The following is a 21,267-nucleotide window of genomic DNA, read 5'->3' on the forward strand; positions in this document are numbered from 1 at the left end:
ACCGGCTCGCTACGTCAACCCGAGACATTCGGGCAAGAAGAAGCGCTCCGCTGGAGGTCGGAGCGCTTCACGCCGAAAGGCTGTCGGCCTACTTCTTGAGCATGGCCTTCAGTTCGTCGGCGGTGGCGTTGATAGTCGCCGAGCCATCGGCGACCGCTAGCTTGTCGGTGTCGACCGTGAAGGAATCGGCGCCCATCTTGATGGTCGCGACCTGCTTGCCCGCAGAGTCCGGCTTCACAGCCGATACGGTGCCGATCGTTGCGCCGGTCTTGTCCTTGACGGTGGCGCCGACCGCCAAGGTGGCGGCCGCGGCGCTCGCGTCGGAACCTTGGGCGTTCGCCGCGGGCGGAGCCTGGGTTTGATCCTGCGCGAAGGCCGGCGCGGCCAGCGAGAGAGCGAGGGCCGCGGCCCCGAAGGTGAGAATGGAACGCATGAGGTCTCCCAATACTGCTGTGAGGCCTCCCCCGAGGACTTGCAGGTTGACCGGTCAATCGGGCGCGGGAAGGGCTGGTTTTGGGCGAAATAGTGTTATTGGTATGTAGCAAAAGCCATCAAAAACAGACGTCCAACAGATGATTTGATGAAGAGGTATGCTCTTCCGGGGGGCGACTGCCCAATCCCGGGAAACTAGTGTAGAGCTTGTTCGTGCAGCCCAGGCGCGTGGCTGGCCGTGGGGATGGACGATGAAGCGCGTAGGGTTGGGATTGGTTGCGGCGCTCGCCTGGGGCGGATTGGCGCAGGCTGCGCAGATCAAGGTCGAGCTGATTCAGACCCTGGCTGCGCCGGTCGAATATCGGGACGGCATGGCCGGCGCCCGATCCACACAGCCGCACAGCGTGGCGGGGCTGATGATCATCCGCGGCATCGTCGATGAGCGCGAAGGGCCGATCCTGGGTGTGGCGGTCGAGAACCAGGGCGTCGTCGCCTTCAATCTGACGCCGCAGGAAGTCGAGGTGCGAACCGACGCAGGCGTGCTGGTGCCGCTGCTGACGCGCGACGAGTTCGTCAGCGCGGCCGAAGAGGTCGCTCGCAAGCGTGAGAAGCGCGCGCGAATAGCGATGGCTCTAAACAGCATGGGCGGCGCTATGCGCGATCAGCCGGAAAGGGCCGATCCGTCTTTCGCGCGTAATCTGGAGCGCGAGCGGGTCGACGGAGCGGCTCTGGTGGAGGCGGCGGAGACCCGTGGCTTCTTGGCTCAGACGGTGGACGCCGGTGAGCGCCACGTGACCGACCTCGGCCTGACCGCCTTGCCGAAGGGAACGACCGGGCTGACGGTGACCGTCACCGTCGGCGGCGAGACCCACACCTTTCCACTGCGCGTGACGCGTTATCGCTAGACGTCCACTGGCTGGGCGATGCGACCGGCGTCGCCGAACACCTGCAGGTAGCGCGCGATCTCGGCCGGATCGCCGGTGGCCTTCTGAGGATTGTCGGACAGTTTCACGGCCGGCCGGCCGGCGGCCTGCGTCACCTTGCAGACCAGCGACAGCGGATCGAGCGCATCGCCGCCGCCGGGCAGGCAGCCCCGGAAGTCGTTGGTCAGGTTCGTGCCCCAGCCGAAGCTCATCCGCACGCGGCCGTGGAAATGGCGGTAGGCCGCCTCGATCGAGTCGATGTCCATGCCGTCGGAGAAGACCAGGAGCTTGCGGCGCGGGTCGACGCCCTTGCTCTTCCACCAGGCGATGATTTCTTCGCCGCCCTCGATCGGTGGAGCGCTGTCGGGTCGGAAGCCGGTCCAGTCGGCGACCCAGTCAGGGGCGTCCTTCAGGAAGGCGCGAGTGCCGAAGGCGTCCGGGAGAGCGATGAGCAGGTTGCCGCCGTAGGTCTGCCGCCACTCGTCCAGCACCTGGTAAGGGGCAGCCCTCAGTTCGGCGTCGTCGCGCGCCTGGGCCGCAGCGACCATAGGCAGTTCATGCGCGTTGGTGCCGATGGCTTCCAGGTCGCCCTCCATGGCCAGCAGCACGTTGGAAGTGCCCAGCAGAACCTTTGGGCCGAGGCCCTCCTTCAGCGCCTCCGCGCACCAGCGTTGCCAGAGGAAGGAGTGACGTCGGCGGGTGCCGAAATCCGAGATGGCGAGGTCAGGAAGGGCGCGCAGGCGCTCGACCTTCTCCCACAGCTTGGCCTTGGCCCGGGCGTAGAGCACATCGAGGGCGAAGCGCCCTTGGCCGCGCAACGCTGCGCGGGTGCGCAGTTCGTTGACGATGGCCAGGGCGGGGATTTCCCACATGGTCGTGTGGGTCCAGGGACCATGGAAGCTCAGTTCGTACTGGCCGTTGCGACGCGCGAGCTCGTAGTCGGGAAGGCGGAAGTCTCGTAGCCAGGCGATGAACTCCGGCGCGAACATCTGGGTCTTGCCATAGAAGGTGTTGCCGGCCAGCCAGATCAGCTCCCGATTGGTGAAGGTCAGGGTGCGGGCGTGGTCGAGTTGCGCGCGCAACTCGCCCTCGTCGACGATGTCGGCCAAGCGCACCGTGCGACTGCGATTGATCATGGAGAAGGTGACGGGCACGTCTCGATGCCGCCGCCAGATGAGCTGCAGCATCAGCAGCTTGTAGAAGTCCGTGTCGAGCAGGCTGCGGATGATTGGATCCAGTCGCCAGCCGTGGTTGTAGGTCCGTGTCGCGATGTCGGTGTGCGCCATACGCCGACTAGAGCACGCCGGCCCGGGCAGCGCAGCCCTTCGCAGGTCGCCCACGCGCAGACCCGCGCTATAATGGGCGCATGCACCGGATCAGCACCGAAGTCGTGATTCCCGCATCGGCCGGTGACGTTTGGGCCGTGCTTGCCGATTTCGCGCGTTACGGCGAATGGAACCCACTCAACCTGGAGGCCAGGGGAAGGGCGCAGGTCGGCGCTCGCGTGGCCATGGTCTTCCGCAACCTCGCTAAGGATGGCGACGCTGTGGTGCGGCAGACCGTGCGGATCGTCGCGGCTGAGCCGGAGCGCGAACTGGCGTGGTCCGGCCACGTGCCCCTGATCTTCGCTGGCCGTCACGGCTTCCTGCTCACCCCACAGCGGGGCGGCACGCACGTGTTGCATACCGAGGTGCTGGGCGGGCTGTTGCCAGCGACCTGGAGCAGGGCGCGGATCGCGCGCGACTTCACACCCGCCTATGAGGCGGTCAACCATGCCCTAACTGCGCGTGTCGCGGCCCTGGCCGCGGCGATGGGCTAGTCGCGGCGCGTTTTCCCCTATCGTTCGGCGATCTTTTGAGAGAGACTCTCAACTGCATGGCGCGCACAGTCTTTCTGCTTCTGGGTCTCGGGTTTACGGCGCTGGGAATAGCCGGCGCGTTCCTGCCGCTGCTTCCGACCACCGTCTTCCTGATCCTGGCCGCGGGCTGCTTCGCGCGCTCCTCGCCGAGGCTGGAAGCCTGGATCTTGAACCACAAGCGTTTCGGGCCGCTGGTGCGGGCCTGGCGTGAGAACGGCGCGATTCCGCGCAAGGCCAAGATCCTGGCCTGCGCAGGCATGGCGGCAGGCTTTGCGATCTTCTTCCTGTCGGCTCATCCGGGCCTTTGGCTGGCGCTCGGCGTCGCCGTCGCACTGGGGGCTTGCGCGGCCTTTGTCGTTTCGCGACCGAGCGCGCCTCAGTAGCCGTTGAATCGGCGTACACTGACCGAGGCCGCCCGACGTCGGCGCGAAGTGGAGCATCCGATGGCTGAGCCGAAGGGAAAACGGGACTTCCGGGACAGCGTGCGGCTCGACGTTCGCGAGCGCCACGAGGTCGCGTTCTGGGCCAAGCGCTGGGGCGTGAAGCCCGAGCAGGTCGTTGCGGCGCACCGCAAGGTCGGTCACAACGTCAAGGACATCGCTGCCGAACTGGGCAAGCGTAAGTGACCTCGCCCTGCTGACAGATCCTTTCTTCTACGCTGTCGCCATCCCTGCGGTGATCCTGCTGGGCTTGGCCAAGGGCGGCTTTGCGGGGATCGGGGTGATCGCCGTTCCGATGATGGCCTTGGCCGTCTCGCCTGTGCTGGCCGCGTCCATCACCTTGCCGATCCTGATCGTCCAGGACGTCGTCAGCGTATGGTCGTTCCGCAAAACCTGGGACGGCAAGATTCTCGCCCTGATGCTGCCCAGCGCGGCGGCGGGCATCGCCCTGGGCTACGCCCTGGCCGCTTTCGTTAAGCCAGGAGCCGTGGAACTGGCGGTTGGCGCGGTCTCCATCGTCTTCGCCCTGATGCGCCTCTGGGCCGAGCGGGCAAGTGCGCCGGTGCGTGTGGCGCGCGCCGAGCGAATTCCCTGGCGGGGCGTGGTCGCCGGCGTCGCGGCGGGCTTCACCAGCCAGATCGCCCATGCCGGGGGGCCGCCGTTTCAAATGTATGTCCTGCCTAAGAACCTTCCACGCGACACCTTCATCGGGACCAGCGCAATCTTCTTCGCCGTGGTCAACTGGATGAAGGTCCCAGCCTATTGGGCGCTGGGCCAATTTACACGCGAAGCGATGCTGACCGCCGCGGCCCTGCTGCCGGTGGCGATCGCCTCGACCTATGCCGGGGTGTGGCTGGTGCGCCGCGTGCCGGCCGCAAACTTCTATCGGATCATCTACCTGCTGCTGATCGCGGTCGGGGCCAAGCTGGCCTGGGACGGCGCGGCCTCGCTGATGGGCTGACCGCGCCATATGCTCGCCGCTTTCATATGGCCCCTTGGACAGCCTTACCGGAGCATCGACCATGCGTAGCCTCGCTCTGACCATCGTCTGTTTCTTCGTTGGGGCCACGGGCGCCTTGGCCCAGGAGGCAATGAGCACGGCTGGCGCATCGGGCAATCCGCCCACGGCCGAGACCGCGCGCCAGATCGACGCCTGGATCGCCGGGTCGCCCGCGGTCCGCGACCAGGAGGAGGGCGTGCTGAGCGGCTTCGGCCGGCCGCGCGATGGCCGCATCCACGGCCAGGTCGAATTGGGTGTCGGCACGGGCGGCTATCGCAGCGGGTCGATCACGACTGTCGCGCCGATCGGCGACAGCGGCACGCTGATGCTGCATTTCGGCCAGTCGAAGAATGACTATCGCTACTGGATGGACGGCTATCGCCTGCGCGACGGTCGACCGCTGCTTCCGTAGGCGCTGCGGCTTCAGCCAAGAGAGCGCAAGACTGAAATCGCCGACGTGGCCGTCACCGGGACGCCCGCCAGGCGTCGGCGAGGGCGAGGAAGCCGGCGACATCAACGGTCTCGGCGCGGGCCTCGGGCGACAGTCCGGCCGCTTCGCAGAGCTCGGCTCCGCCCATGACCTTGAGGCTGGAGCGAAGCATCTTTCGACGCTGCCCGAAGGCCGCCGCGGTAACGGCCTGGAGCGCATCGAGCCGCGCTGGCTCGGGACGATCGGCGCGAGGCGTCAGCCGCACGATGGCGGACGCGACCTTAGGCGGTGGGGTGAAGGCGCGGGCCGGCACGTCCATCACCACCTGGGCGTGATTGGTGGCCTGGGCGATGACCGAGAGGCGGCCATAGGCGTCCTCATCCGGTCGGGCGGCGATGCGATCGGCGACTTCCTTTTGAAACATCAGCGTCATCGAGGCGGGGACGAAGGCGCCCGTCATCCACTTGATCAGTAACGGGGTGCCGACGTTGTAAGGCAGGTTCGAGACCATATGGGCCGGTGCGCCGGCCGCCACCGCCGCCTCGTCCGTGGCCAGAGCGTCCTCAAGCCGCAAGGTCAGGGCGCCGTCGCTGGCGGCGGACAGCTCTTCGAGCAGCGGCGCGAAGCGCGGGTCCGCCTCCACGGCGGTGACGCGAGCACCGGTCTCCAGGAGAGCGCGGGTCAGGCCGCCGGGGCCGGGGCCGACTTCGATGACGTGGTCGCCTTCACTGACCTGAGCCAGGCGCGCGATCTTGCGGGTGATGTTGAGGTCCAGCAGAAAGTGCTGGCCGAAGCTCTTCTTGGCGAGCAGGCCGTGTTCGGCGAGGGTGTCGCGCAGGGGCGGGAGCTGGTCGAGGGTCATTGCGCCCCCGCATAGCAGGCTTGCAGGCGAGACGCCAAAAGGACCGGCGCGGCATGAACGCGGCCGTGCAATTTTACCTAACGATGTTCGTCGAATGCTTGATGCGCGCTGGGCGGGCGGGTATTCTCAACCTGTGGGGGAGATATCATGCTGACCAAGCGTGGGTTGATTTCAGGCGCGGCGGCGTTCGGGGCGATGAGCGCGGTTCACGGTGCGGCGTTCGCCGAAGAGTCGTTTCGGACGCTCTACGATCAGGCGCTGAGCGACCCGTCGCTGATCACGGATGAGCGCGCTGACACCGAAGACAAGAAGGCCGATTTCGAGACACGAGCGGTCGCCCCCCGGGTGAAGCCGTCGGCCTTGCGGATCTCGGATGACGCGGTGGACCTGATCGTCCTCTTCGAGGTCACGAGCAGCAAGCTGTACGAGCAACGGTACCAGAAGCCCGTCTGGCCGGGCGGGGATTCGGGCGTGACCATCGGGGTCGGCTACGACCTGGGCTATGTGAAGCCTGAATGGTTCGACGACGACTGGGGCGGGCGTCTGACGCCCGAGACGCTGAAGCGCCTCAAGCCGAGCTGCGGAAAGCGGGGCGATGCGGCCAAGGCGCTCTACAAGGGCTATGCCGATGTCGCCATCCCCTGGGGCATCGCCAGGCCGCAGTTCCGCGAGAAGCTACTGCCGCTTTACACCGGCCTGGCCGTGGCCAACCTGCCGCCGAGCGCCAAAACCCTACCGCAGGATTGTCTCGGAGCGCTGGTGTCGCTGGTCTACAACCGCGGCGCTCCGTTCAAGAGCGAAAAGGCCCGCTTCAGGGAGATGAAGCGGATCCACAATCATTTGGAAGACGGTGCTCTGGAGAAGATTCCGGCTGAGTTCCTCAGCATGCAGCGGCTGTGGAAGGACAAGCCGAAGATGAAGGGGCTGGTGAAGCGCCGGGAGCTTGAGGCCGCGCTCTTCCGCCAGGGTCTTGAGAAGGCGTGACATGCGCAGGCTGCTTGTTCTGATCGGCCTCTGCCTTGCCCTGGCGCCCGCGGCCGCGACGGCCGAGGCGCCCAGGCGGATCGCGATCCTGGTCGGAAACTGGGATTACGACCTCGACGACGCCTTCACCGATCCGACCAAGCCGGAGTTTGTGAGCGACCTGCGCAACCCCTGCCGGGATGTGGCGCTTGTGAAGGCTGAGCTGAAGAAGGCCAACTTCACGATCCACGACTACTGCAACGTCAAGCAGGGGCAGTTCGCCGGCGAGATAGACAAGATCACCGGCGACCTCGCGACCTTGCCGAAGGGCTCGGTGATCTTCGTCTACTATTCCGGCCACGGCATGCAGTCGGGCGGACGGAATTTTCTGATCCCGGTGATGTTCCGATGGAACGCCGACCAGGTGAATGGGCTCAGCGACGCCAAGCAGCTGGAGTTCTTTCGGGCCCAGGCCAATGAGGTTGGCGCTTTGTTCCGCAAATTGCCGGACGATCCGGATGTGGCGCTGATCGTCGCGCTGGACAACTGCCGCGACAATCCAGTGGACCAGAAGACCGTCTACAACGAAGCGGTCTCAATGCGTACGCCGCCGAACGCCGTCGTGCTGTATGCGACGACAGCCGGCGACACGACCGCCGACCGTGGCGGCGGCGACAACAGCGACTTCGCGCGAGAGCTGGCCGACCAGCTCTCCAAGGGCAAGGACCTGGGCGATATCCTTAGTCAGGTGAACGTGAGGCTGTGGGAGCGCTTTCGGGCCGACAAGCGCGACACCTATGCCGAGCTCGACGCCGGCGCGGCTTTCACGGCCATGCGCAGCGTGCCGCTGCGGGTCGAGACCCCGGTCGCGACCGGCGCCGTCAGCGACGCTCTGCCGCGCAAGAAGGAGATCGTGCGGAACATCTATGACGGCACGAGCCTCGATATCCTCTGGTGCGAAGGGCCGGGCGAGGTCGAGCGCTACGCCTATGCCCGCAAACTGGCTGAAGGCGTGAAGAGCCAGGCGAAGGCCCTGCGGGTCGGCCGCATTCAGCTCAAGCCGTTGTCGCAACAGATCAACGACCACGGCAACTACGGCGTCTATCGTAACCTCATGCGCTACGACGACAGCCAGCCGAAAGAGCGCGAGGTGCTGATGGACGTCGCCCAGGCGTTCCCGGACGCGAACTTCCTCCTGCGCCGGGGGGTGGGGGTGGGCGGCAAGCCGACCCTGAACTACGTCTCGGCCTTCATCTGCGGGCGGGTGGAACCTTGAAGGCTTAAGGGCCGCTTCATTTCCTGGCGGGCAAGATGCCGCGACGCTTAGCAGCGCGAGTCGCGACGTGACGATCACGCCGATCCAGAGTCCGCTGACGCCGCAGGTGGCGATACCGGTGACGCCGGTTCGACCGGTGATTCCGGTGACGCCGCCGGCTGCCCCCTCGATCGAGATCAATTCCGGCCAAGTGCACGCCCAGATTCTGGCCCAGGCGACGCAGGACGCGGCCGGACGCCAGGGCGGCCTGGCGCCCCTGGTGGCGGACCTCGCCCAGGCGGCGCGCAATCCGAACCTGCCCACGCCGGTGCGCTCGGCCGCCGCCCAGGTGCTGGCCCAGGCGATCCCGTTCGATGCTCGGGTGAGTAGCAGCGACGTGGCAAAAGGGCTGTCGAGCTCGGGCCTGTTCCTGGAAGCCCGACTGGCGGCCCAGCCGCAGGTCTCGCCTTTGGGTCAGGATATGAAGGCCGGCCTCCTCGTTCTGCGCCAGGCGCTGACCGCGTGGCTGGCTGGCGCGCCGCGCGCGCCTGACGCCCGCAACCCGGCCAGGACGCCGCCGCCGCCGTACCGCGCCAGCGGGGCGAGGGCGCAGCCAGCAGCGACCCCTAGTCTGTCCGCCGACGCCTCACCCAGCGCCATCGGCCAGCGGCTGCTGGCCGAGACCGAAGCGGCGGTAGCCCGCCAGGAGCTGCTGCAGATAGCCTCCTTGCCGGCTGGAGAGGATCAGCCGCTCGAAGCGCAGGTGACGCGGTGGATGTTCGAGATGCCCTTCGTGACGCCGCAGGGTGCGACTGTGGCTCAATTCGAGATCGCCCGCGACGGCCGCGGCTCCCGTGGAGAGCAGGCCGAGCCGGTCTGGCGCGTGGGCTTCTCGATCGACATCGAACCGCTCGGCCCCATCCATGCCCGAGTGTCGCTAAGCGGACGCCAGGCGATTGTCGGCCTCTGGGCCGAGCAGGAGGCCGGGCTGGCGCGGCTGCAGGCGGATCGTGAGATGCTGGGCCAAGCGCTGGCGCACGCCGATTTCGAGGCCGAGATCGCTCTGCACGCGGGCGCGCCGCGCGTGGCCCCACCGCCGACGGGCCATCTGGTGGACCAGACCTCATGAGCCAGGAACGCAAACGCACGCTCGCCGTGGCGCTGAATTACCAGGCGCCGCATGCCCCGAAGGTGGTGGCTAGCGGCCGCGGGGTGATCGGCGAAAAGATCATCGAGACGGCGAGGGCGCACGGCGTTCCGATCGAGCAGAATGCGCCGCTAGCTCAGGCGCTCTCGACCATCGAACTGGAGCAAGAGATCCCAGAGCGTCTCTACGAGGCGGTGGCCGAAATCCTGGCCTTTGTGCTGACTGCGGCGCGGCACGAGCCACGGCGCTGAGCCCGTGATATGGCGCGGGCATGCTTGCGATCCTTTGCGCCACCCCGGAAGAGACGACCGCCCTCTGCTTGGTGCTGGACGCCGACGCCCAGCCCGAGCCGCACGGCCCCACCAAGGTGTGGCGCGGCCGGTTCGCGGGCGAAGAGATCGTGCTGGCCCAGGCGGGGATCGGCAAGGTCAACGCCGCGGCGGCTGCGACCCTGCTGTTGTCCGCGTTCGGCGCGCGGGGCCTGATTTTCGCTGGCGTAGCGGGCGGCTTGAATCCGGCCTTTCCGGTCGGGTCGGTTCTGCTGGGCGAGCGGCTGGCGGTGCATGACTATGGCATTGTCACCGCCGGACGATTCACGCCCACGGCATATGGGATCATACCCGTCGGCGCGCCTGAGCTGGCGGCGGCCGAGCCGGTGGCCGCGGAAGTCCGCGCTGTGCTGGTGCGGTTGGCGGAGCGCGTGGCCCCGCGGTTGCCCGCGCCGCCACACTTGGGGGCCATCGTCACCGCCGACTACTTCCTGAACTGCGCAGAGACCCGAGACGAGTTGCACGCGCGGCTCGGCGCCGACGCCATCGACATGGAGAGCGGGGCGGTGGCGGTCGTGGCGCGGGCCTGGGGCGCGCCACTCTATGTGATCCGCACCCTGTCCGACCTAGCCGGCGGCGACAGTCACCTGACGTACGACCAGATGGTCGCAGCGGCGGCGCGAAACTCAGCCCTGTGCGTCCAGAGCCTGCTGGAGCTGCTGAGGCGCTAGTCGATCGCCACGACCTCGAGCTCGGCGCCGTTGACCATGGCCAGGTCTCCGACGCTCTTGCCCAGCAGGGCGCGGGCGAGAGGGGAGATGTAAGAGACCGAGCCATGGGTCGGGTCCGCCTCGTCCTCGCCGACGATGGCGTAGGCCTGGCGGCGCCCGTCCTCGCGCTCGAACGTCACCTTGCGGCCGAACTGGACCGTGTCGAGCGCAGGATCGGGCAGGGTGAGTTGGGCGCTTGCGCGGCGTGCGCCGAAGTAGCGCAAGTCCCGGGTGGCGCGGGCCATGGCGGTGCGATCGGCGCTGACGTCGCCGCTGGCTTGGGCGGCGGCGTACGCGGCCCTCGCCTTGGACAGCTCCTCCTCAAGCTGGGCCAGCCCGGCGGCGGTGACCAGATTAGGGTGCGGGGAGATCGGACGGTCGGGCAGGTCGGCGGCGGCGGCCTCGCTGTCCTCCTCCTTGGTGAAAGCGACACTCATGAAGCAATTGTCTCAGGTCTGGGGCGTCATGAATACGTCGTAGCGCAGCGTCTTGCCGATGATCTGGTGGGAAGGGGCCCGCAATCCAGGCATGGAAGGCGCCTTGCGGGGCCATTTCAGCACCACGCGCTTCCGGGCCGCGGCGAGGGCGGCGGTCATAAGCTCCAGCTGGTCGGGATCGGTTCCCACCAGGTCGCGCAGGGTGCGCATGTCCTTTTTCACCAATGCGCTGGAGGTGCGTTCCGGGTGCATCGGGTCGACGGTCACGACATCTGGCGACAGCGCCGTCAGCAACTCGCGCGCATCGCCGTGCAAAAGGGTCATGCGCTCGGCGGCCGCGGCTGTGGCCGGGTCGGCGGCGCGGGCTGTCGCTATAGCTTCGGACAGTCGCGCATAGACCTGGGGCGAGCGCTCGATCAGTGTCACCTGCGCCCCTAGCGAGGCGAGCAGGAAGGCGTCGCGGCCGAGGCCGGCGGTGGCGTCGACGATGGTCGGCGTAAAGCCCTTGGCGAAGCCCGCGGCCTTCGGCAGATCCTGCCCTCGGCCGCCGCCGAAGCGATGGCGATGCCCCACGGCGCCGCCGACGAAGTCGATGGTGAGGTCGCTGGCCAGATCGTCGGACGGGGAGGGCAGGGCGAAGCTCCGATCAAGGAGCCTATGTGACCGACGCCCGTCGAGGCGGCAAGCTATCCTGCGAGCGACTCGACTGCCCGGGCGATCTGCATCCAGGCCTCAGTCTGGCTGAGCGGAACTTCCAGAAGTTGCTGGGCGAGCAGCAGTCCGAGCCCGATCAGGTAGACCGGGTGCGGGCTGCCCCGTGTACGCCAGTCATAGGCGAGGGCCGGGATCAGCAGCAGGTCCGCCACCAGGCCGGGCGGTACGGCCACGAAGACCGGCGGCGGCCCGATCGCACCCGGCGGTGCGAAGAAGGTCATGAAGAGCCGGGCCAAAGCCGGATGCATCAACACGATCATGGCCAGGATCATCAGCCGCTTGTGCAACTCGGGTCGGCGGTTATTGACGATAGCCGCCACAAAGAAGCCGGCGAACAGGACCAGGGCAGTGAGGGATACGGCCGTGAAGCGGCGGGCCCCGTCCCCCATGCCGATCGCCTCGGCCGCCTTGATCAAGTTGATCGCCGCCAGCACGACGGTGAAGCCCATGGCGGTCGCCAACGAAACACCGGCGATTCCCCATGCGCGATGGTCTGCGATGCGCCCGGAGGCGGCGAGACTGGTCTGGACCAGGAAGAACACGGTCCAGCTGAAGAAGATCGCACCATGGACGTGCAGGATCGGCGCGCCGGTGAAGCTGCCGGAGGCCACCTTGGCCCAATAGGTCGGTACGAAGCCGCCGAACGCCACGACCAGGAAGACAAACGCCATGGCCACATAGAAGCGGCTGCGCGCGCGCACGCCGTCGATGGTCGCCGCAACCATTTGATCTTCCCTCGAAAACCGAGCCCAGAATGTCATGAAGCACGGTCGGCGACGAGTGAAATAACGACGTTACGAGCGTGCGCGCGCCCAATCGTCGACGACCTGTTCCAGCACCGCCAGCGGCAGACCGCCGCCCAGCAGAACCGCGTCATGGAAGCCTTTGATGTCGAACCGGGCGCCCAGGGCGGTCCTGGCCTTGGTGCGCATCCGGTCGATCTCGGTATGGCCGATCTTGTAGCCGCAGGCCTGTCCAGGCCAGACGACGTAGCGGTCGATCTCGTTCTCGGCCGCGCCCTGCGGCAGGCCGACGGTCTCGCGCATGTAGGCGATGGCCTGCTCGCGGCTCCAGCCCTTGGCGTGGATGCCGGTGTCGAGGACGATGCGGGCGGCGCGATAGAGGAACGATTGGAGCCAGCCGATACGGCCGGCGGGATAGGTCTCGTACATGCCCAACTCATCACCGAGCTGTTCGGCGTAGAGGCCCCAACCTTCGGAATAGGCGGTGAAGCCGATGTTCTTGAACAGCATCGGGGCTTCGCCGGCTTCCAGCAGCAATGCGCCCTGGAACAGGTGGCCGGGCGCGGCCTCGTGATAGGTAAGGGTCGGCAGCGCCCACTTGGCCCATTCCGTCGTGTCGCGGAGATTGATGTAGTAGGTGCCGGGTCGAGATCCATCCAGCGAGCCGCTCTCGGCGTAGCCGCGCGGCGCGCCGATCTCAATGGCGGGCGGCACGCGTCGAATGTCCATGCCCGAGGTCGGGATGCGGTTGAACACCCGAGGCGCTGCGCCCATCACGGCCTTCATCTGACGATTCAGCTCGGCCAGCAGGGCTTGGCGGCCGGCGTCGGTATTCGGATAGAACTGGGACGGGTCCTTCGCGAAGGCGTCCAGCCGCTGGGCGACGCTGCCGGTCGTCAGGCCTTGCGCCTTGAGCAGAGGGTCCAGGCGGGCGGTGAGGTCGGCGACCTGCTCCAGGCCGATCTTGTGGGCCGCCTCGGGCGTCAGGTTCGTCGTGGTGTGGAAGCGTAGGGCGAACTCATAGAAGGCCTTGGTCGATGCGTTGCGCGCCACCGTTGCGTCGTGGACCGCCGTGCGGCGCTGCTGGGTCAGCAGAGCAATTTGGCGTTCCAGGGCGGCAGAGACTGGCCCATCGACCAGCACCGCGGCGCGGGCGGCCCAGCCGGTCCCCAGCCCTTTGGCGGCGGCGCGCCGGCCCAGCGAAGCAGCCAGACCCGAACTCTCGCCCCGCTGTCCAGCGAGGGCGTTCATCTGCGAAATCGCCTTGTCGAGGATGAAGTCGGGCGGGACGAGGCCCATTTCGGCGTTTTCGCGCGCACGCTGCGTCTCATAGTTCATCTGGAGCGCGAAGTCGGACAAGCGCTCGAGATAGGCCTCCGCGTCGTCCTTGGTTTCGATGACATGCTTGGTGTCGAGTGCGTCAGGCGCCTTTTGATAGGCGCCGGTGAGCTGGCTCAGCACATAGGGCACCGGATAGTCGTAGGAATCGACGCCGACGAAGGGGAAGGTCGCAGCCTCGGCGCAGCGCTCGGACAGCCAAATCGCGGTGTCGAACTGGACACGGTCGCGACCCTGGAAGTTTTCGCGCCCCAGGGCCTTCAGCGACGCGCTGATCATGGACAGGGGGCGGAAAGTTCCCATCCGGCCGGAGTCGGATCGGTCCCCGATGATGCTCTTGAGGACCGCGCGCGGCCCTTTGTCCAGGCCAAGGCCTGACGCGTTCAGCGGATCAGCATAAAGTATCGCTTCGAATGTGAGGTCGTAGATGCGTAGCGCCTCGGCCCGAGCTGGCGAGGGAGCAGCCATCGCAGCACGCGGCAGCAGGCCAAGACCCACAGCGCTGGCCGACCCGGCTAGCCACTGACGACGATCGAGCATCCAGAACCCCTCCCTACGAACCGGCGGCAAAGAGCGCACGCCAGGCGGGAGTCGGCAAGCCGCGATCAGGCGGCGCGGCGCTCGGCGATCTCGGCAGCCATGCGAATGGCGGCGATCAGGCTGTCGGGACGTGCGAGCCCGCGGCCGGCGATGTCGAAGGCGGTGCCGTGGTCGGGCGAGGTGCGGACGATCGGCAATCCGAGCGTGACGTTCACGCCGCCCCAGAAATCGAGCATCTTAACCGGGATCAGGGCCTGGTCATGGTACATGCAGACCACCGCATCGAAGCGGGCGCGGGCGTCGGGATGGAACAGGCTGTCGGCGGGACTCGGGCCGCGGACGTCGATCCCTTCCGCGCGCAGGCGCTCGACGGCCGGGACGATGATTTCGACGTCTTCGCGTCCGATGCTGCCGTCTTCGCCGGCGTGGGGATTGAAGCCGGCGACGGCAAGCCGAGGGGTCTCGATCCCGAAGTCGCGCTTCAGGGCCTGTGCGGTGACCTGGGCCGCGTTGACGATGGCGGCCGTCGTGAGCAGCGCCCCGACCTTGGCCAGCGGCTCGTGCACGGTGACGAGCGTGGTGCGAAGGCCGGGTACGGCCAGCATCATGACGGGGCCGCGGGCGCCTTGGTAACTGGCCGCGGCGGTCAGTTCGCCAAGGAACTCGGTGTGGCCGGGAAACTGGAAGCCGGCCTCATAGAGCGGGGCCTTGGCGATCGGGGCCGTGACCAGGCCGCTAACGGCGCCCGACAGCGCTAGGCCGACGGCGGTTTCGATCCAGCGGATGATCGACGACGCTGCGGCTGGCGATGGTTGGCCCGCTATAACCGGGCTGCGGAGCGGGATGTCGAGGACGGGCAGGGCCTCGCCGAACACCTCCAACGCCTGCTTGGGCGCGGTCACCCGACGGACCAGGTGCATGCCTGAGCCGGAGGCGGAGGCCAGCGCCTGGAAGTCGCCGATCACCACGAAGGGCAGACTTTCGGTCCGCAGCTGGCTCCAGGCCTTGAACACGATCTCAGGTCCGACCCCGGCGGGGTCGCCCAAGGTAAGGGCGAGCGGCGTGGTCAGGTTCACCGCGTCTCGATCGTGGCGGAGGTGCGCAGGTCGCGCATGTAGCGCCGCGCGATCATGCTGAGCTGTTGGCCGAACAGGCGGCTTTCGATCTGCTCGGGCGTGATCGCCTCGGCGCCACCGGCGCGCTTGGCGCAGACCGCCAGGATGTGGAGGCCGGCGCCAGTGCGGATCGGACCGGACACCTGACCAGGCTGCAGCGTCTCGACGGCGGTGCGGAAGGCCGGCGCAAGATCCTTGATCTCCGCCTCGCCCAGGTCGCCGGCGACCACGCCGTTGACCTTGGCCGCCTTGGCTTCGATGTCGCCGCAGCCGCCGGTAAGTTGACCGCGAAGGGTTTCGAGCGTCGCCGTCGCGGCCGCGATCTGGCCCTCGGTGGCCGTCTGCGGAAGCGCGACGGCCGCCTGCTTGAGGTGGACCACCGAAGCGTTGGCGCCGGAACGCTTGTCGCGCAGGAAGATGATGTAGACCCCATCGCGGACCGGGATAGGCTGCGAGAGCTGGCCGGGGCGCATCTGCTCAAGGGCGGCGTCGACCTCAGGCGCCATTTCGCCCGCGGTGATCCAGCCGGCGTCGCCGCCGTTGGCCGCCGTCGCGGAGGCCGAGAACTGCCGGGCCACGGCCGGGAAGGGCGCGCCCTGCTGCATCTGGGTGACGAGCTGGTTGGCGCCGCTGAGCGCCGCCTCAGGTCCGCCGACCCGGTTGGCGTCGATAAAGACTTCGCTGATCTGGTACTGCGGCTTGGACGCGGCGGCTTCCATGCGCTGCTGCACGGCCTTGACCTGATCTTCGCCGACGCGCAGTCGCGAGCCGTAGCGGCCGCGGATCCAGCGCTGCCAGCTCACCTGGGCGCGGATCTGGTCCTTCAGGGTATTGATGCCGATGCCCTGTCCGACCAGCGATCTGGCGAATTGATCGGGGGACATGTTGTTGCCGCGAGCCATCTCGGCCAGCTCTTCATTGACGTCCTCGTCGGAGGCGACGATGGACATCTTCTGCTGCTTTTCCTGGCTGCGGAGCTCCTGGATCTGCAGGTGCTCGTCGACCAGCGAGATCAGCGCCTCGCGCTGGAACTGGCCGATGTTTTGCTGGGTCGGCTGGATCCCGGAGGTGGCGATCAGCAGGCGCATGCGCTGGGCGAGATCATAGGTCGAGATGATGTCGTCATTGACGACGGCGGCGACCGACTCGCTGAGCCCCGCGGGCGCAGGCGCCGCTGCGGGAGCAGGGGCCGGCTGCGGCTGGGCGTCTTGAGCGAAGGCGGCGTAAGGCGGCGCAGCCGCAGCGGCGAAGGCGGCGGCCAGAGCGACGCCGCGCGCCGCAAGGCCCGTGACTTTACGCGCGCGGTTCATGGATGAGGTCTTCCTTAGCGTAGCCGTAGCAGGCGGCGCCCACCGGCGGCCGCGGTTGTCAGTTGCCATATATCGGTTCGCCCAATGTGGCGAGGGTTAGGCGGACGGTGAAGGACTCCGAAGGACCGAGGCGGCCAACGATGACGTCTTCCTTGCGATAGATGAAGTCGATGCGGGTGCACTCGTCGCGATAGACGACGCCGAAATCGCGAATAACCCACGCCTCTTGCTGGAGATCGCGGTTGCCGTAGAGCGTCAGGCCCCAGTTCTTGGTCAGATACACCTCGCCGCCGAGATCGAGGTTTTCGACCGTGGTGGTGCCGGGGATGGCGTTCGGGCTCGACCGGTCGCGTAGATAACGGACGTAGCCGTAACCCCACTTCGTCGAGACGTTGGCGCCGGTTTCGGCCCGCTGGATCTCGTAGTTGTCGGCGTCGAGGCGAGCGCGTCCGAAGAGCGAGAGGCCCGGCAGGGGTTCGGCCGTGGCCGCGACGATCCAGTCGGAAGCCTTGTCGCGCAGGCCGCTGTTGGGTCCGAAGACGTCCTTGCTCTCGCTGCGGAGCGAGCGGCCGACCAGCAGGGTCGCCCGGCGCCCGTCGTCCCACAGGATCGATCCGCGCAGGCCGACATTGGCGCGCAGGCCGTCCTCGTAGAGATCGTAGCCTGGGAATTTGTTCGGACGGAACAGGTTGGTCTCGTCGAACTCGAAGGTGAGGGCGTCCTCGTTCAGATAGACGATTTCCCCCGCAGCGTTGCGTCCAAGCTCGATCTGCTTGAGATCCGGTGACGCCGCGAGCTGGACGACCGGTTCAACAATCGCCGTGAAATTGTTGTAACGCTTGAAGAAAGGATAGCTGATGTCAGCCCCTACCACGCCGAGAGCGCGGGTCATGCTATCCGACTTCTTGGCGATGGATCCGACGCCCAGATAGTTGTCGTCGATCGAGTAGGCGTCGACGCGGGCCTGTACGTAGGGGGAAATCCGCAGGCCGCCGGCGGTCGTGTAGGTCGTGCGCCAGTCGACTTCCCCGGTCGCCCGGCGGCTGTCGAGGCCGTCGATGCGCAGCGGAGGCGCCCCGAGCGGCGACTGCTCGCGGGTCAGGGCGACGGCGCTGGCGCGGATACGGAGCCGACCGCCAGCGATCTCCTGCGGGGCCTCCCAACGCGATTCGATCAGCGGCCCCACGACCGGGAAGGTGCGCTCGTTGTCGCCGGGGCGCAGGCCCTGGATGGTGAAGGCCGCCGCCGAGAAATAGGACCGCTGATCTTCACGCGTCACGTAGACTTGGCTGATCAGGCGGCGATCGTCGGCGATGTAGGGCCCGCGAGACTCGTAGACGCCGCCGATTTCATACTTGTCGAACAGCAGGTCGTCGGAAGTGCGCTCGGCGGTGAACCCCCAGCGCCACTTGTCGTTGATCGCGAAGGCGCCCGACGCGAGGATGTAGCTGCGCGAGCTTTCGCCGCCCGAGCGGTTGCCCTTGCCGTCGAAGTCTTCCTCGTAGGTGTAGCCCAGCCGGGCGTCCAGAGCGCCGGAATAGAAGCGCTTGCGGTAATGGACGTTGAGGAAGGGGTTGACCTTCTGGTTGATCTGCGGGCTGAGCGTCAGATCAGAGTGCGGCGAGAGCACGAACAGGTAAGGCTGCTCATAGCTCACGCCCCGGCGGTTCGACGGCGAAATCTCGGGGGTCAGCAGGCCGGACTTGCGCACCGCCTGAGGGTCCGGATGCCAGAATATCGGCAGGAAAACGAGCGGCGCGCCCATGATCCTGACGACCGCATTGCGGTAGTAGACGAGCTGCTTGTCCTTGTCCTGGACGACCTTGTCGGCCTTGATCGACCAGGTGGGCGTCTTTGGCGTCGTTCCGTCGGCGGCGCAGATGTCGCAAGGGGTGTAGATCGCCCGGTTGAGCTCGTTGACCTTTTCGGACCGATGCACCGCGCTGGCCGCGGCCATCTTGACGTTCTGGGGCATGCGGGCCGCGAAACCCGTGGCCACGCCGGCCTTCATCTGGTCGTCTAGGACGATCTCATCGGCATACTCGACGCTGCCGTCGGCGTTGACAATCGAGGTGTTCCCCCTGGCCCGCATGAGGCCCTTGGCTTCGTCGTAGACGAGCTCCTGGGCGCGCAGGGTCCGGCCCTGGTAGCGGACCTCGATGTCGCCCTTGGCGGTCGTGATCTTGTTCTTGTCGTCACGGATGACGAGGTCGGCTTCCATGTAAAGCTGACCGGGGGCCAGACCGTCAGGCGAGACCGGCGCGGCGCGCGCGGCCTCCTGCGCCTGGGCTGCGCCGCAGAGCACCATGAGCGCCACGCCCGCAAGCAGGCCGCGCTTGGCGTAGGCTGAACGCCTGCCGAGACTCATGAACTCCCCTCGTCGCGGTTCGAGATCGGTTGATAGCCGTTGCGACCGGCGATTCAACCGTCTTCGGTGTAGCAGAGCAGCGCAAGCCCCGACAGCAGGGCCACCAAAGGCGGCGCCCAGGCGGCGGCGTACAACGGAATGATGTCGGCGTCGGCCAGGGCGCCGGAGAACTCGTTGAAGAAGAAGACCACGAAGCCCAGCGCCACGCCCGCACCGGCCAGGCCCGCCAGGCCGCCGAGCCGGGCCAGGCGCAGCGAGAAGGCCGCCGCAAGGATCGACATGGCCGCGAAGAGGATCGGGGTGGCCAGCAGCTGCTGGAAGCGCAGGCGATAGCCATTGGCCGAGAAGCCGGCCTGTTCGGTCAGACGGATCGCTGCCGGCAGGCGCCAGAAGGCGACGGACTCGGGCGCGGCGAAGCGTTCCATCGCCGACTCCGCATCGAGCGTCGAGCGGATCGACAGAGAGTCCGAGCGCACCGAGCTTTCGCCCGCCCCGGCCTCGCGCACGTCGGTGAGCTTCCAGTAGCCCGGGTAGAGCTGGGCCTCCACGGCCTCCAGCCGGCGCTTGAACTCAGGCCGGCCGCTCTTGTCCTTCTGGTAGACGAACAGCGATACGCCCTTCAGGCGCACGCGGCCCTGGGGGCTGTCGCGCTGCTTGGCGTGGATGACCATCTGGGTGCGGTCGTCGCCCTGGCGCAGCCACACCTCCTTGGGTGCGTCCGTCAGGTAGTTCTCCATAAGGTTGGCGCGCTCGGATTCGTAGCGGGCGCTGAAGGCGGCGGCCAGGGGATTGAAGACCAGCACCACGGCGACCCCGATCACGAAGGCTGCTGCGGCCGAGGGCAGGATGAAGCGCCAGGCCGAGACCCCGGCGGCGCGCATGGCAACCAGCTCGGACCGGCGGTTCAGACCGACATAGGCTGCGATGCCGCCGAACAGGAACACGAACGGCAACAGCAGCAACACGATGGCCGGCGCCTGCAGCAGGGTGAGAGCGAAGAGCTGGGTCACGCCGACGTCGGCGCGCACCGCGACCTCGCGCGAGAGATTGACGAAGGAGACCAGGATGATCACCGCCGCGATCACCGCCAGGGCCGCCCCGACGCTGGCCAGGGTGCGGCCCATCACATAGCGCTCGAGCTTGCCTGCGCCGATCATGCGGCGGCCTCCGCTCGGCGGCTGATTCTGTGAGGTTTCTTGCGCATGTCGATGAAGCGCGAGACTTTTTCGCGAAACACGCCGCGCAGGGCGACATAGGTCGCGGCCGCCGGGACCAGGTATTGCAGCACGTTGATCCAGGCCGCTTCTTCGGACGCCGCCTGGACGACGAAGCCGAGGATGCGGAAGGCGACGGCCACCGCGCTGACAATGGCGATCCGCCGGCCGTAGCCCATGCGGCTGAACCCGCCGCCGATGATCGCCGACACCGCCATGGCCATCAAGGCGATGTTGTAGAGCGGGCTGGCGATCCGGTTATGTCCCTCCGCCAGAAGCTTGAGACGGTTGCGCTTTTCCCAATCCTGCTGAAGGTCCGGGAAAAGCAGTTCGTGCAGGTAGCGGTCGGACGGCTTGTAATGGATCAGCTCGTCGGTGCGCATGAAGGGCGAGAGGTCGTAGGGATAGTCGTCGAAGGTCAGGTAGTTCAGGACGTCGGCGTCGCTGAACTCTTGCATCGAGCCCTTGTGCATCGCCAGCACGGGCTTGCCGTTGCGCTTTTCCAAGCGGCCCTGGTCGGCGGTGTAGGTCGTGGCGCCGCCGCCGTCCTTTTCCTGATGAATGAAGAGGTTGTGGATCAGGCCGGTGGCGTCGACGCTCTGCGCGTAGACGGTCAGGCCTGGCGCCGGGTTCGTGAACTCGCCCTCGCGGATCAGCGTCGACGCGAGGTCGGTGCGGACCTCGAACAGCGTCTGGCGCATCTCGCGGGCGGCGAGGGGTTGGATCCAGAGGTTCATCACGAGGGCCAGGACTGCGATCATCGAGGCCAGGCGGATCGCCGGCGCGATCACCCGCCAGCGGCTCATCCCGCCAGCGAAGCAGACGACGATCTCCTGCTCGGTGTGCAGGCGGTTCAGCGACACCAGGGCCGCGACGAACACGGCGATGGGCAGCACCATGTTCAGGAGCTGCGGCATCGCCAGCACGGTGACCTTGGCGAAGACCAGGGCGCTCTGCCTCTGGCTGACGATGATGTCGAGGGCCGACAGGCTCTGCGAGAGCAAGGCGACCGCGGTCAGGGCGAGCGTGGCCAGCACGGTCGGTCCCAGGAGCTGGCGGAGCAGATAGCGGTCGATCAGCGGCATGGAAGAAATGTGGGGCTGGCCGGGGATTTTTGCGCGCCCCGGACGTGATCCTGC

At 67.2% G+C, this 21,267-nt stretch carries 23 protein-coding genes; 11 read left to right on the top strand and 12 right to left on the bottom strand.

Going from position 1 to position 21,267, the window contains the following annotated elements; genetic code table 11:
* Positions 1–88 precede the first annotated feature (88 nt).
* Complete coding sequence (locus ACE3T2_RS13145) at positions 89–433, bottom strand: hypothetical protein (RefSeq protein ID WP_374658046.1); 345 nt, start codon at positions 431–433, stop codon at positions 89–91.
* A 250-nt stretch (positions 434–683) separates the two neighbouring features.
* Between ACE3T2_RS13145 and ACE3T2_RS13150 the strand changes: the two genes are divergently transcribed.
* Positions 684–1,337: a hypothetical protein gene (locus tag ACE3T2_RS13150; RefSeq protein ID WP_374658048.1), complete on the top strand. Its 654-nt coding sequence runs from the start codon at positions 684–686 to the stop codon at positions 1,335–1,337.
* Here ACE3T2_RS13150 and pncB read toward each other — a convergent pair.
* Positions 1,334–2,641 (bottom strand): nicotinate phosphoribosyltransferase, encoded by a 1,308-nt coding sequence (gene pncB, locus ACE3T2_RS13155; protein ID WP_374658050.1) that lies wholly within the window; start codon positions 2,639–2,641, stop codon positions 1,334–1,336. The two genes, ACE3T2_RS13150 and pncB, sit on opposite strands and share 4 nt — an antisense overlap.
* Positions 2,642–2,721: 80 nt before the next feature.
* On the opposite strand from pncB, the gene ACE3T2_RS13160 reads away from it, so the two are divergent.
* The 5 genes from ACE3T2_RS13160 to ACE3T2_RS13180 all read left to right on the top strand — a co-directional run bounded on the left by ACE3T2_RS13160 (position 2,722) and on the right by ACE3T2_RS13180 (position 5,065).
* The gene (locus tag ACE3T2_RS13160) at positions 2,722–3,174 is read left to right on the top strand and encodes an SRPBCC family protein (protein WP_374658052.1); all 453 of its coding nucleotides are present in this window, start codon (positions 2,722–2,724) and stop codon (positions 3,172–3,174) included.
* A 56-nt stretch (positions 3,175–3,230) separates the two neighbouring features.
* Positions 3,231–3,596 (top strand): YbaN family protein, encoded by a 366-nt coding sequence (locus ACE3T2_RS13165; RefSeq protein ID WP_374658054.1) that lies wholly within the window; start codon positions 3,231–3,233, stop codon positions 3,594–3,596.
* A 60-nt stretch (positions 3,597–3,656) separates the two neighbouring features.
* A complete protein-coding gene (locus tag ACE3T2_RS13170) occupies positions 3,657–3,839 on the top strand; it encodes a DUF3606 domain-containing protein (protein ID WP_374658056.1) in 183 nt (60 codons plus the stop codon).
* 7 nt (positions 3,840–3,846) lie between these two features.
* On the top strand, positions 3,847–4,614 hold the full coding sequence (locus tag ACE3T2_RS13175; RefSeq protein WP_374658118.1) for a sulfite exporter TauE/SafE family protein: 768 nt from the start codon (positions 3,847–3,849) through the stop codon (positions 4,612–4,614).
* A gap of 61 nt (positions 4,615–4,675) precedes the next feature.
* Complete coding sequence (locus tag ACE3T2_RS13180) at positions 4,676–5,065, top strand: hypothetical protein (RefSeq protein ID WP_374658058.1); 390 nt, start codon at positions 4,676–4,678, stop codon at positions 5,063–5,065.
* Positions 5,066–5,117: 52 nt separating this feature from the next.
* Here ACE3T2_RS13180 and rsmA read toward each other — a convergent pair whose 3' ends face one another.
* Positions 5,118–5,945: a 16S rRNA (adenine(1518)-N(6)/adenine(1519)-N(6))-dimethyltransferase RsmA gene (gene rsmA, locus ACE3T2_RS13185; protein WP_374658060.1), complete on the bottom strand. Its 828-nt coding sequence runs from the start codon at positions 5,943–5,945 to the stop codon at positions 5,118–5,120.
* 147 nt (positions 5,946–6,092) lie between these two features.
* Here rsmA and ACE3T2_RS13190 point away from each other — a divergent pair, with 147 nt between their 5' ends.
* The 5 genes from ACE3T2_RS13190 to mtnN all read left to right on the top strand — a co-directional run bounded on the left by ACE3T2_RS13190 (position 6,093) and on the right by mtnN (position 10,310).
* Positions 6,093–6,929: a hypothetical protein gene (locus ACE3T2_RS13190; RefSeq protein ID WP_374658062.1), complete on the top strand. Its 837-nt coding sequence runs from the start codon at positions 6,093–6,095 to the stop codon at positions 6,927–6,929.
* Position 6,930: 1 nt separating this feature from the next.
* On the top strand, positions 6,931–8,184 hold the full coding sequence (locus ACE3T2_RS13195) for a caspase domain-containing protein (RefSeq protein ID WP_374658064.1): 1,254 nt from the start codon (positions 6,931–6,933) through the stop codon (positions 8,182–8,184).
* Between the two features lie 67 nt (positions 8,185–8,251).
* Positions 8,252–9,292 (top strand): flagellar hook-length control protein FliK, encoded by a 1,041-nt coding sequence (locus ACE3T2_RS13200; protein ID WP_374658066.1) that lies wholly within the window; start codon positions 8,252–8,254, stop codon positions 9,290–9,292.
* Complete coding sequence (locus ACE3T2_RS13205; RefSeq protein ID WP_374658068.1) at positions 9,289–9,561, top strand: EscU/YscU/HrcU family type III secretion system export apparatus switch protein; 273 nt, start codon at positions 9,289–9,291, stop codon at positions 9,559–9,561. Before ACE3T2_RS13200 ends, ACE3T2_RS13205 begins: the two co-directional genes overlap by 4 nt.
* A 20-nt stretch (positions 9,562–9,581) precedes the next feature.
* Positions 9,582–10,310, top strand: a complete 729-nt coding sequence (gene mtnN, locus ACE3T2_RS13210; RefSeq protein WP_374658070.1) for a 5'-methylthioadenosine/S-adenosylhomocysteine nucleosidase — start codon at positions 9,582–9,584, stop codon at positions 10,308–10,310.
* On the opposite strand, the gene greA is transcribed toward mtnN, so the two are convergent.
* From greA to lptF, 9 genes are all read right to left on the bottom strand, one after another.
* A complete protein-coding gene (greA, locus tag ACE3T2_RS13215; RefSeq protein ID WP_374658072.1) occupies positions 10,307–10,786 on the bottom strand; it encodes a transcription elongation factor GreA in 480 nt (159 codons plus the stop codon). The two genes, mtnN and greA, sit on opposite strands and share 4 nt — an antisense overlap.
* A 12-nt stretch (positions 10,787–10,798) precedes the next feature.
* A complete protein-coding gene (locus ACE3T2_RS13220) occupies positions 10,799–11,515 on the bottom strand; it encodes a class I SAM-dependent methyltransferase (protein WP_374658120.1) in 717 nt (238 codons plus the stop codon).
* Positions 11,473–12,225, bottom strand: a complete 753-nt coding sequence (locus tag ACE3T2_RS13225; protein WP_374658074.1) for a hypothetical protein — start codon at positions 12,223–12,225, stop codon at positions 11,473–11,475. The genes ACE3T2_RS13220 and ACE3T2_RS13225 overlap by 43 nt, the downstream gene beginning before the upstream one ends.
* Before the next feature lie 69 nt (positions 12,226–12,294).
* Positions 12,295–14,121 carry a DUF885 family protein gene (locus ACE3T2_RS13230; protein WP_374658076.1) on the bottom strand — a complete coding sequence of 609 codons (1,827 nt, stop codon included), beginning with the start codon at positions 14,119–14,121 and terminating at the stop codon, positions 12,295–12,297.
* A gap of 65 nt (positions 14,122–14,186) precedes the next feature.
* On the bottom strand, positions 14,187–15,191 hold the full coding sequence (pdxA, locus tag ACE3T2_RS13235) for a 4-hydroxythreonine-4-phosphate dehydrogenase PdxA (protein ID WP_374658122.1): 1,005 nt from the start codon (positions 15,189–15,191) through the stop codon (positions 14,187–14,189).
* Between the two features lie 2 nt (positions 15,192–15,193).
* Positions 15,194–16,546 carry a peptidylprolyl isomerase gene (locus ACE3T2_RS13240; protein WP_374658078.1) on the bottom strand — a complete coding sequence of 451 codons (1,353 nt, stop codon included), beginning with the start codon at positions 16,544–16,546 and terminating at the stop codon, positions 15,194–15,196.
* Positions 16,547–16,604: 58 nt separating this feature from the next.
* The gene (locus ACE3T2_RS13245; protein WP_374658080.1) at positions 16,605–18,914 is read right to left on the bottom strand and encodes an LPS-assembly protein LptD; all 2,310 of its coding nucleotides are present in this window, start codon (positions 18,912–18,914) and stop codon (positions 16,605–16,607) included.
* Positions 18,915–18,967: 53 nt separating this feature from the next.
* The gene (locus ACE3T2_RS13250; protein WP_374658082.1) at positions 18,968–20,071 is read right to left on the bottom strand and encodes an LptF/LptG family permease; all 1,104 of its coding nucleotides are present in this window, start codon (positions 20,069–20,071) and stop codon (positions 18,968–18,970) included.
* The gene (gene lptF / locus ACE3T2_RS13255) at positions 20,068–21,213 is read right to left on the bottom strand and encodes an LPS export ABC transporter permease LptF (RefSeq protein WP_374658084.1); all 1,146 of its coding nucleotides are present in this window, start codon (positions 21,211–21,213) and stop codon (positions 20,068–20,070) included. Before lptF ends, ACE3T2_RS13250 begins: the two co-directional genes overlap by 4 nt.
* Between the last annotated feature and the right edge of the window lie 54 nt (positions 21,214–21,267).

Source organism: Phenylobacterium sp., from assembly GCF_041919955.1.
GTDB lineage: Bacteria > Pseudomonadota > Alphaproteobacteria > Caulobacterales > Caulobacteraceae > Phenylobacterium.

Coding starts and splice junctions, on each gene's coding strand:
- ACE3T2_RS13145 (WP_374658046.1), bottom strand. CDS start 433: ATGCGTTCCATTCTCACCTTCGGGGCCGCGGCCCTCGCTCTCTCGCTG.
- ACE3T2_RS13150 (WP_374658048.1), top strand. CDS start 684: ATGAAGCGCGTAGGGTTGGGATTGGTTGCGGCGCTCGCCTGGGGCGGA.
- pncB (WP_374658050.1), bottom strand. CDS start 2,641: ATGGCGCACACCGACATCGCGACACGGACCTACAACCACGGCTGGCGA.
- ACE3T2_RS13160 (WP_374658052.1), top strand. CDS start 2,722: ATGCACCGGATCAGCACCGAAGTCGTGATTCCCGCATCGGCCGGTGAC.
- ACE3T2_RS13165 (WP_374658054.1), top strand. CDS start 3,231: ATGGCGCGCACAGTCTTTCTGCTTCTGGGTCTCGGGTTTACGGCGCTG.
- ACE3T2_RS13170 (WP_374658056.1), top strand. CDS start 3,657: ATGGCTGAGCCGAAGGGAAAACGGGACTTCCGGGACAGCGTGCGGCTC.
- ACE3T2_RS13180 (WP_374658058.1), top strand. CDS start 4,676: ATGCGTAGCCTCGCTCTGACCATCGTCTGTTTCTTCGTTGGGGCCACG.
- rsmA (WP_374658060.1), bottom strand. CDS start 5,945: ATGACCCTCGACCAGCTCCCGCCCCTGCGCGACACCCTCGCCGAACAC.
- ACE3T2_RS13190 (WP_374658062.1), top strand. CDS start 6,093: ATGCTGACCAAGCGTGGGTTGATTTCAGGCGCGGCGGCGTTCGGGGCG.
- ACE3T2_RS13195 (WP_374658064.1), top strand. CDS start 6,931: ATGCGCAGGCTGCTTGTTCTGATCGGCCTCTGCCTTGCCCTGGCGCCC.
- ACE3T2_RS13205 (WP_374658068.1), top strand. CDS start 9,289: ATGAGCCAGGAACGCAAACGCACGCTCGCCGTGGCGCTGAATTACCAG.
- mtnN (WP_374658070.1), top strand. CDS start 9,582: ATGCTTGCGATCCTTTGCGCCACCCCGGAAGAGACGACCGCCCTCTGC.
- greA (WP_374658072.1), bottom strand. CDS start 10,786: ATGAGTGTCGCTTTCACCAAGGAGGAGGACAGCGAGGCCGCCGCCGCC.
- ACE3T2_RS13225 (WP_374658074.1), bottom strand. CDS start 12,225: ATGGTTGCGGCGACCATCGACGGCGTGCGCGCGCGCAGCCGCTTCTAT.
- ACE3T2_RS13230 (WP_374658076.1), bottom strand. CDS start 14,121: ATGCTCGATCGTCGTCAGTGGCTAGCCGGGTCGGCCAGCGCTGTGGGT.
- ACE3T2_RS13240 (WP_374658078.1), bottom strand. CDS start 16,546: ATGAACCGCGCGCGTAAAGTCACGGGCCTTGCGGCGCGCGGCGTCGCT.
- ACE3T2_RS13245 (WP_374658080.1), bottom strand. CDS start 18,914: ATGAGTCTCGGCAGGCGTTCAGCCTACGCCAAGCGCGGCCTGCTTGCG.
- ACE3T2_RS13250 (WP_374658082.1), bottom strand. CDS start 20,071: ATGATCGGCGCAGGCAAGCTCGAGCGCTATGTGATGGGCCGCACCCTG.
- lptF (WP_374658084.1), bottom strand. CDS start 21,213: ATGCCGCTGATCGACCGCTATCTGCTCCGCCAGCTCCTGGGACCGACC.